At 58.2% G+C, this 8,792-nt stretch carries 7 protein-coding genes; 5 read left to right on the top strand and 2 right to left on the bottom strand.

The features are described 5' to 3' along the window. The 4 genes from AB4Z23_RS17660 to AB4Z23_RS17645 form a co-directional block, all read left to right on the top strand. A partial coding sequence (locus AB4Z23_RS17660) for a hypothetical protein (protein WP_441360364.1) occupies positions 1 to 184 on the top strand: 184 nt, incomplete at its 5' end. 324 nt (positions 185 to 508) lie between these two features. After that, positions 509 to 2,995 (top strand): ATP-dependent helicase HrpB, encoded by a 2,487-nt coding sequence (gene hrpB / locus AB4Z23_RS17655; protein WP_421476879.1) that lies wholly within the window; start codon positions 509 to 511, stop codon positions 2,993 to 2,995. Positions 2,996 to 3,024: 29 nt separating this feature from the next. Next, positions 3,025 to 4,332 carry an ActS/PrrB/RegB family redox-sensitive histidine kinase gene (locus AB4Z23_RS17650; RefSeq protein WP_080581007.1) on the top strand — a complete coding sequence of 436 codons (1,308 nt, stop codon included), beginning with the start codon at positions 3,025 to 3,027 and terminating at the stop codon, positions 4,330 to 4,332. Between the two features lie 67 nt (positions 4,333 to 4,399). Continuing rightward, the gene (locus tag AB4Z23_RS17645; protein ID WP_003516258.1) at positions 4,400 to 4,984 is read left to right on the top strand and encodes an ActR/PrrA/RegA family redox response regulator transcription factor; all 585 of its coding nucleotides are present in this window, start codon (positions 4,400 to 4,402) and stop codon (positions 4,982 to 4,984) included. A 59-nt stretch (positions 4,985 to 5,043) separates the two neighbouring features. Here the strand turns inward: AB4Z23_RS17645 and AB4Z23_RS17640 are convergent, their stop codons facing one another. Next, positions 5,044 to 5,529, bottom strand: a complete 486-nt coding sequence (locus AB4Z23_RS17640; protein ID WP_013635204.1) for an MmcB family DNA repair protein — start codon at positions 5,527 to 5,529, stop codon at positions 5,044 to 5,046. 183 nt (positions 5,530 to 5,712) lie between these two features. Here AB4Z23_RS17640 and AB4Z23_RS17635 point away from each other — a divergent pair, with 183 nt between their 5' ends. Then, positions 5,713 to 6,414: a L,D-transpeptidase gene (locus AB4Z23_RS17635; RefSeq protein WP_003516268.1), complete on the top strand. Its 702-nt coding sequence runs from the start codon at positions 5,713 to 5,715 to the stop codon at positions 6,412 to 6,414. Between the two features lie 152 nt (positions 6,415 to 6,566). On the opposite strand, the gene AB4Z23_RS17630 is transcribed toward AB4Z23_RS17635, so the two are convergent. Next, positions 6,567 to 8,735 (bottom strand): malate synthase G, encoded by a 2,169-nt coding sequence (locus AB4Z23_RS17630; RefSeq protein WP_421476881.1) that lies wholly within the window; start codon positions 8,733 to 8,735, stop codon positions 6,567 to 6,569. Positions 8,736 to 8,792 lie beyond the last annotated feature (57 nt).

Below are 8,792 nucleotides of genomic sequence, written 5' to 3'. Positions count from 1 at the left end.
TCGCCGCCCACGTTTCTCTTTCTTCTCATATTCAATTGTCAAAAAACAGACCGCTCAATGCAGTCACAAAATCAAACCCCAAAAGCAAAAGCCCTTGGAAAACAACAAGCAGTCAGCTCATCAACATGATTTCTTTAGAACGAAAGACTACGTCGCCAGCAGCGCCGCCGCCCTCGTTCAGTGAGCGGACTTATAAGAGATCACCCTCAAACAAGTCAACACACCTATCGTCAAAAAACTGACATTTTTGCTAAACGTATGAAAATAAAAGATAGTTTCAAGGCGGACCGCCAGGGAGGCATAGAAAGGACGGAATCCTCCTCTCTTTTGGCGGCGCATGCGGGAACCCCTTCCCACCCTTCACGACAGATAGCTTGCGAAGAACCGCAATTTTGCCGGAAGAGCTCTTGCGAAACCCTCTCCGCCGGCTGTCAAAGCACCGGGCCGTGCTTTAGAAACGGCAAAAGAGACGCTTAGACATCAACCCGATTGCCCCAGGCCTGTTTGCATGACCAGAACGCCAGCCCATATAAAGATCGATCTGCCCGTACTTCCCGTCAGCGACGTTCTGGCCGAGATTGCCCAAGCGTTGGACGGGTCAAAGCGTGCCGTTCTCTCGGCTCCGCCGGGTGCGGGCAAAACAACGCTGGTGCCGCTTCATCTCCTGCGTGAGGAATGGCGGGGCGACGGCAAGATCATTCTTCTCGAACCACGCCGGCTTGCCGCCCGGGCCGCGGCTGGACGCATGGCTGATCTTCTTCAGGAGAATGTTGGAGAAACCGTCGGCTATCGTATGCGGCTCGACAATCGCATCTCCTCAAGAACCCGGATTGAAGTGGTGACTGAGGGTGTCTTCGCCCGGATGGTTCTGGACGACCCGGAACTTGCCGGCGTTTCGACGGTGATTTTCGACGAGTTTCACGAACGCTCACTCGATGGCGATTTCGGACTCGCACTTGCGCTCGACGTTCAGGAGGGACTGAGAGACGATCTGCGCATCCTCGTGATGTCCGCCACCCTTGATGTGGAACGCATCAGTGCGCTGATGGGCGATGCCCCTGTCATTCAGAGCCTCGGCCGCACATATCCAATCGACATACGCTACGAGGACCGCTGGCAGGGTGTGCCTGTCGAAGAGAAAGTCACAAAGGCGATTACCGAAGCTCATGCATCGGAAACAGGCTCCATTCTTGCCTTCCTTCCGGGGCAGGCAGAAATTACTCGCACGGCCAACCGGCTGGAGGGGCGTTTTTCCGACGATACAGATATCATCCCGCTTTACGGCAATCTTTCGCAAAAGGAGCAGGATGCGGCGATCAAGCCGGCACCGGCCGGACGGCGCAAGATCGTGCTTGCCACGTCGATCGCAGAAACATCGATCACCATAGACGGCGTGCGTGTGGTGATTGACAGCGGGTTGCAGCGACTACCGGTTTTCGAACCGGCAACGGGAATCACGAGACTGGAGACAGTGCGGGTTTCGCGCGCCTCCGCCGACCAGCGGGCGGGCCGAGCCGGACGAACGGAACCCGGCGTTGCGATCCGCCTGTGGCATCCGGGACAGACGGCAGCGCTCAACGCCTTCACGCCACCGCAAATTCTGGCGAGTGATCTTTCCGGCCTTGCACTCGACCTCGCACATTGGGGCGTTCATGATCCTTCCGCGCTTTCATTTCTGGATCCCCCTCCCGAAACGGCATCGAAGGAATCGATCGCGCTTCTCAAAAATCTGGGCGCACTCGATGAAAGCGGCGCGCTGACGCGACGCGGCCACCTGATGCGCAGCCTCTCATTACCGCCACGGCTTGCGGCAATGTTAATTGCAGCGGCGAGCGAAGGTGCGGGAAAAAAGGCGGCGATGCTCTCCGTCATGCTGACGGAACAGGGACTGGGCGGAACCGACATTGATCTCGATGAAAGATTGCGGCGCTTTCTTTCCGAGAGAAGCGAAAGGGCGCAAGCGGCGCGCAAGCTGGCGTCTAGACTTCTAGATGCGATCGGCGATGCGCAGACTATGAATGAACAGCCAAGCGAGGCCGGCCCCTTGCTGCTCCACGCCTATCCGGACCGGATTGCGCTTCAGCGAGGAGCGCGCGGTCGTTATGTGATGGCGAACGGCCGGGGTGCAGAACTTGCCGAAACCGAACGGCTGGCGGCGAGCAGGATGCTGGTGGTTGCCGATATTACCGGGCGTGCGGCACAGCCGCGCATCCTTTCCGCAGCAAGCATCGAGCGCACCGATATAGAAGAGCGGATGCCGCATCTTATCGTGCAGCAGGACCAGCTGCTGTTTGACAAGGCAAGCGGTCAGGCGCGTGCACGCCGTGTCACGCGCCTAGGCGCCATCATCCTCGACGAAACGCCCCTGCCCCGCCCGGAGGGTGAACAGGCGGCGCAGGCACTTGCCAACGGCGTTCGGGAATTTGGTGTCGGAATTCTTCCGTTCACAAAAGAAACCCAGCAGTTGCGCGACAGAATAGGCTTTCTGAATGCCAGCATCGGCGACCCCTGGCCGGATGTCAGCGACGCTGCATTGCTTTTACGGCTGGATGAATGGTTCGTCCCCTTCCAGCACGGCGCCCGCAGCCTTCAGGATATCCGGCCCGGCAGCCTTTCCGAGGGACTTTTAGCTCTGGTGCCTTATGAGGTCGCACGCGATCTCGGCAGGCTTGCGCCAACGCATTTCGAAGCGCCGACGGGCCAGCGGCATCCTATTCGTTACGATGCCAGCGAACCGACGCTTTCCATTCGTGTGCAGGAGCTTTTCGGGCTGACGGCTCATCCCGCCATCGCGCAGGGGCGGTTGCCGCTGCTGCTGGAATTGACCTCGCCGGCGCACAGGCCGATACAGACGACACGCGATCTTCCCGGTTTCTGGGCAGGATCGTGGAAAGATGTGCGGGCGGACATGCGCGGGAGGTATCCGCGCCATCCATGGCCTGAGGACCCGGCATCGGCATTGCCGACCAGCCGCGCAAAACCGCGCGGAACGTGATGACGATGAAAAGCACAAAGGAGATGAAGGTGGCTGGCCATCCGATCGAAACAACAAGGCTTGGCCGCGCCAGCCGCAGGATAAGGCTGCAAACCATCGTATGGTTGCGTTGGCTGGCGGTGGCCGGGCAAAGTGCGACGATCCTGCTTGTTGCTTTCGGCTTGAACTTCCCCCTGCCACTTCTGGCTTGCAGCCTTTTGATCGGGGCACTCGCGCTTGCCAACCTGTTTCTCACTGCGCGTTTTCCCTCCACCTATCGTCTGGAGCCCTGGGAAGCGACATTGCTGCTGGCATTCGACCTGCTGCAATTGACGGCGCTCATCTACATCACCGGTGGTCTTTCCAATCCTTTCGCACCGCTGATCTGCGTGCAGGTCATCATCGCCTTCGCCTCGCAGCCGCTTCGGCACTCGCTTATTCTGCTCGCCTTTGCCGTCATCTGCTCGACGGCAATCGCTTTTTCGCCGTTTCCGGTTCCGTGGTATCCCGGTGAGGTGCTGCCGATCCAGCTTCTGCTGCATGTGGGCACCTGGGTCGCGATCATTGCCACGACCTCTTTCGCGGCCTTTTATGCCTATCGAGTTTCGCACGAGGCCAATCAGCTGGCCGATGCGCTGGCTGCGACCGAACTGGTGCTGGAGCGGGAAAAACATCTCTCGCAGCTAGACGGTCTGGCCGCCGCTGCGGCACACGAGTTGGGCACACCGCTGGCGACAATCAGCGTCGTCGCCAAGGAAATGGAACGGGAACTCGGAAATGATGAAAGGTTTGGCGAAGACATAGCGCTGCTGCGCAGCCAGAGCGAAAGATGCCGGGATATTCTGCGCCGCCTTACATCACTTTCCACCGATGATGAGGAGCATATGCGCCGCTTGCCGCTCTCCTCGCTGATTGAGGAGGTGATGGCGCCGCACCGGGAATTCGGCATCCGTCTCGATCTCGTCGAAAAGAACAACCGGATCGACGAGCCGGTTGGCATCCGGAATGCCGGCGTTATTTACGGGCTGGGCAATCTCATCGAAAACGGCGTGGACTATGCGCGGGAAAAAGTGACCGTGACCGTGGAGTACGATTCGCAGAATGTCGCCGTCACCATTGAGGATGATGGACCGGGTTATGCCCATGACGTGCTTGCCCGCATTGGTGAACCCTATGTGACCGAACGTCACAACGATACCCGGGCGGGAGGGCTGGGACTCGGGCTTTTCATTGCAAAGACATTGCTGGAACGCTCCGGCGCCACCGTTACCTTCGAAAATCGCGGTTTGAGCGGAACCGGAGCGCGGGTCACAATCGTCTGGCCTCGAGCGCTTATGGACGATAAAAGAGACCGTTGACTTTACCATTCACGTGGAAGCGGCGATAAGAAGAAAAAGCCGACTAAGTTGCCGAAAGGCCTGAGACATGACGACAGAAGACCAGACCCCCATCAGCGCGACAACGGATGACGACGACCCGATCGGAGCTGACAGATCGCTGCTGATCGTCGATGACGACGGTCCCTTCCTGCGCCGGCTTGCCCGGGCCATGGAAACACGCGGATTTATCGTCGATACCGCCGAGACGGTTAGCGAAGGCATTGCCCGTTCCAAGGCTGCGCCGCCCAAATATGCGGTCGTTGATTTGCGGCTTACGGATGGCAATGGTCTCGAGGTCATCGAAGCCATCCGGCAGTACCGGGACGATACGCAGATTGTCGTCCTGACCGGCTACGGCAATATCGCAACCGCCGTTACCGCTGTGAAGCTTGGGGCGCTGGATTATCTTGCCAAACCGGCCGACGCGGACGATGTCTTCAATGCGCTGACGCAGCGCAAGGGTGAAAAGACTGAAGTCCCCGAAAACCCGATGTCGGCCGACCGGGTGCGTTGGGAGCATATTCAGCGCGTTTATGAAATGTGCGAGCGTAACGTCTCGGAAACCGCCCGCCGGCTTAACATGCACCGGAGAACGCTACAGCGCATTCTGGCGAAACGCGCGCCGAAGTAGACCATTTACAGTACAAGTGAGAAGCGGTTTTACGTCTGGATACGGTCTGGAACCGGGCATCACTCTCCGAAGCTGCGCCCGGTCGTCCACTCCGCCAGCATCAGCCGGGTTGCAGCGGTTCTCGAGAAATCCAGCATCACCGATTTGCGGGTTGCGGGCGGTAATTTATGCTCCGGCGCGTCGCGAAGCATATGGGCGCCATAGCCATCCGACAGGATAAGCCCACATTCTTCCGGAAAGATTTCGACCGGCACTTCCGGATGGGTGGCAAAAAACAGCCGGTCGCAATGCAGGCGGTATTCCGGCCATTTACGATCGACACGGAAGTCCTCGATCGAGGATTTGATTTCGATAATCCAGATTTCACCCTTTGCCGAAAGGCTGATGAGATCGGCCCGTCGTCCGCTTGCAAGCGGCAGTTCCGGCAAAACCGAATGTCGCATCTCGTGCAAAAGCACCTGAACGCCGCGGCGCACCAGCATCGCCTTGTCCGACTGGCGACCGTCGATTAACGGATTATTGTTGGTAAGCGAAAGAATAGTCATGGATAAAGGCTACTGAGGCGTTTGGCCTATTGTTGCAAAAAGGCAATCAACCGGCAATTTTAAAGTCACATTCGTCCTGCAGCAGCGTATCGGCTTGCCAAGAACGGCTTAATGGAAAATAACCGATTTATCCAATTAAGCCTACTCCTTCGCACAATTTGGCGAATTTTCCGCGAGAACGATATGCGCATCCGTACCTCATTGACTGCACTCGGTCTGACGGCAGCACTGGCTCTGGCCGGCTGCGCCGAAACCACATCCCAATCATCCGGCCAGGTAGCGGCGTCAGTGCCGGTCGCTAACCCGGTTCCGGCAAAGGTCGAAACCGTCCAGATCTTCAACGATGTTTACGGCCCTGTGACCGACGCGGGCTATGCGCTTCCCGCCATCCCGATCAATCGTGTGAACGAGAAGTTCCGTCGTCAGATCGTCGAATTCCAGAATAACGAACGGCCGGGCACGATCATCGTCAATACGCGTGAGCGTTTCCTTTATTATATCCTGCCCGGCAACCGCGCAGTTCGTTACGGCATCGGCGTTGGCAAGGCTGGTTTTGCCTGGGCCGGCGAAGCCTATGTCGCCTGGAAGCAGGAATGGCCGATGTGGCATCCGCCGAAGGAAATGGCCGACCGCAAGCCGGAAGTCGCAAAGTATGTCGAGGCAGGCATGGGTCCGGGTCTTTCCAACCCGCTCGGCGCGCGCGCCATGTATCTCTTCAACGAAAAGGGACAGGACACGCTGTTCCGTATCCACGGTTCGCCTGAATGGGCATCGATCGGCACCGCCGCCTCTTCCGGCTGCATCCGCATGATCAACCAGGACGTCATCGACCTTTACAGCCGCGTCCGTCCCGGCCGCAGCACCAAGGTTGTCGTGATCCAGTAAGATCAGATACCAGACAAAGAAAAAGCCGCCGTGGAATTCCCGGCGGCTTTTTTGTTTCTGGAGCATTCCCAGTAAAAGTGCATAGCAGTTTTAAGGTAGAGCACGTCGAACATTGCATTCAGACAAGACGTGCTCTGGATTTCCTATCGGCCTCAAGCCGCCTGCTTCGCCTTCAGTTCGAGGCGACGGCGGTGCAGAACCGGTTCCGTATAACCGTTAGGCTGCTCCCGGCCTTTCAGCACAAGTTCGACGGCGGCCTGAAAAGCGACCGATCCTTCAAAGTTGGACGCCATCGGCAGATAGGCCGGATCTCCGGCATTTTGGCTATCGACCACGGCGGCCATGCGTTTCATGGTCTCAACGATCTGCTCTTGCGTAACCACGCCATGGCGCAGCCAGTTGGCCATATGCTGCGCGGAGATGCGCAGCGTGGCGCGGTCCTCCATCAGTCCGACATTGTTGATATCAGGCACCTTGGAGCAGCCGACGCCCTGATCGACCCAGCGCACGACATATCCCAGAATACCCTGCGCGTTGTTGTCGAGTTCGCGCTGGATTTCCTCGGGCGTCCAATTGGGACGCGGCACGACCGGCACCGATAGAATATCGGAGAGTTTTGCCCGGCCCCGGCTTTTCAGTTCGTCCTGAACGGCTGCGACATCGACCTTGTGATAGTGCGTGGCATGCAGCGTCGCAGCCGTGGGTGAAGGTACCCAGGCGGTGTTGGCGCCTGCCTTCGGATGCGCGATCTTCTGCTCCAGCATGGCGGCCATCAGGTCAGGCATGGCCCACATGCCCTTACCGATCTGCGCATGGCCGGAAAGGCCGCATTCCAGACCGATATCGACGTTCCAGTTCTCGTAAGCCGCAATCCAGGCCGCCTGTTTCATATCCCCCTTGCGGATCATCGGACCCGCTTCCATCGAGGTATGAATTTCGTCGCCCGTGCGGTCGAGGAAGCCGGTATTGATGAAGACGACCCGGTCTTTTGCCGCGCGAATGCTTTCCTTGAGGTTGACCGTGGTGCGGCGTTCCTCGTCCATGATGCCCATTTTCATGGTGTTCGGCGCCATGCCGACAAGCTTTTCGGCCCGCGTGAAAATCTCGTTGGCGAAGGCGACTTCCTCCGGCCCGTGCATCTTCGGCTTGACGACATACATGGAACCGGCGCGGGAATTCTGGCGACGGCCGGAGGGGCCGACATCGTAAAGCGCAATCAGCGCTGTGACGACGGCGTCCATGATACCTTCCGGCACCTCGCGGCCATCCTTGTCAAGGATCGCCGGATTGGTCATGAGGTGACCGACATTACGCACCAGCATCAGGGACCGCCCCGGCAGAGTAAGTGCTCCACCATCGGGGGCGGTGTAATAACGATCCGGGTTAAGACTACGGGTGAAGGTGTTACCACCCTTGGAAACCTTCTCCGTCAGGTCGCCGCGCATCAGGCCAAGCCAGTTGCCATAGACCAGCACCTTGTCCTCGGCATCAACAGCGGCAACGGAATCCTCGCAGTCCATGATGGTTGTCAGCGCCGATTCGAGAATGACATCCGAGATGCCCGCCTTGTCACCCTTGCCGATTTCCGTCGAGGGATCGATGACGATCTCGGTGTGCAGACCATTCTTGCCAAGCAGGATCGTTGCCGGCTTTTCCGCATCGCCGGTAAAGCCCCTGAATTGCTCGGCATCTTTCAGGCCCGTTTTGCTGTCACCGATTGCAAGCTGCAAGAGGCCGTCAACGATCTTAAAGCCAGTCACATCCGACCAGCCTCCCGTTTCGAGCGGAGCTGATTCGTTGAGGAAGTTCCGCGCCCAGGCAATGACCTTTTCGCCGCGTTTCGGATTATAGCCCCTGCCCTTTTCCGCACCATCGGCGTCAGAAATGGCATCCGTGCCGTAAAGTGCATCGTAAAGCGAACCCCAGCGGGCATTGGCGGCGTTCAGCGCATAACGGGCATTCATGACCGGCACGACAAGCTGCGGGCCTGCGACAGCGGCAATTTCCGAATCGACGTTGCTGGTTTCGACCTTGAAGCCGGGTCCTTCCGGCAGCAGATAGCCGATTTCCTTCAGGAAGCCCTCATAGACATCAAAATCCGTCGGGGCGCCATTCTGCCGGTACCAGCCATCCAGTTTTTCCTGCAAGGCGTCGCGCTTTGCGAGCAATTCACGATTCTTGGGGGAAAGCTCGTGGACGATGGCCGAAAAGCCTTCGAAGAAGGTTTCTGCATCAAGACCTGTGCCCGGCAGAACGTCATCCGTCAAAAAAGCATAAAGCCTGTCATCAATGGAAAGACCGAATTTATTGGTGCGGCTCACATGCGCCTCCTCTTTATCTCAAGGGCGCAGATTGGACGCTGAGGCAGGCGCTCGTCA

Origin of the sequence: Agrobacterium sp. MCAB5 (assembly GCF_052114365.1) — a bacterium.
Taxonomy (GTDB): Bacteria; Pseudomonadota; Alphaproteobacteria; order Rhizobiales; family Rhizobiaceae; genus Agrobacterium; species Agrobacterium tumefaciens.
Note: the sequence above shows the minus strand (reverse complement) of the source record. Positions and strands in the feature narration are given on the sequence as shown.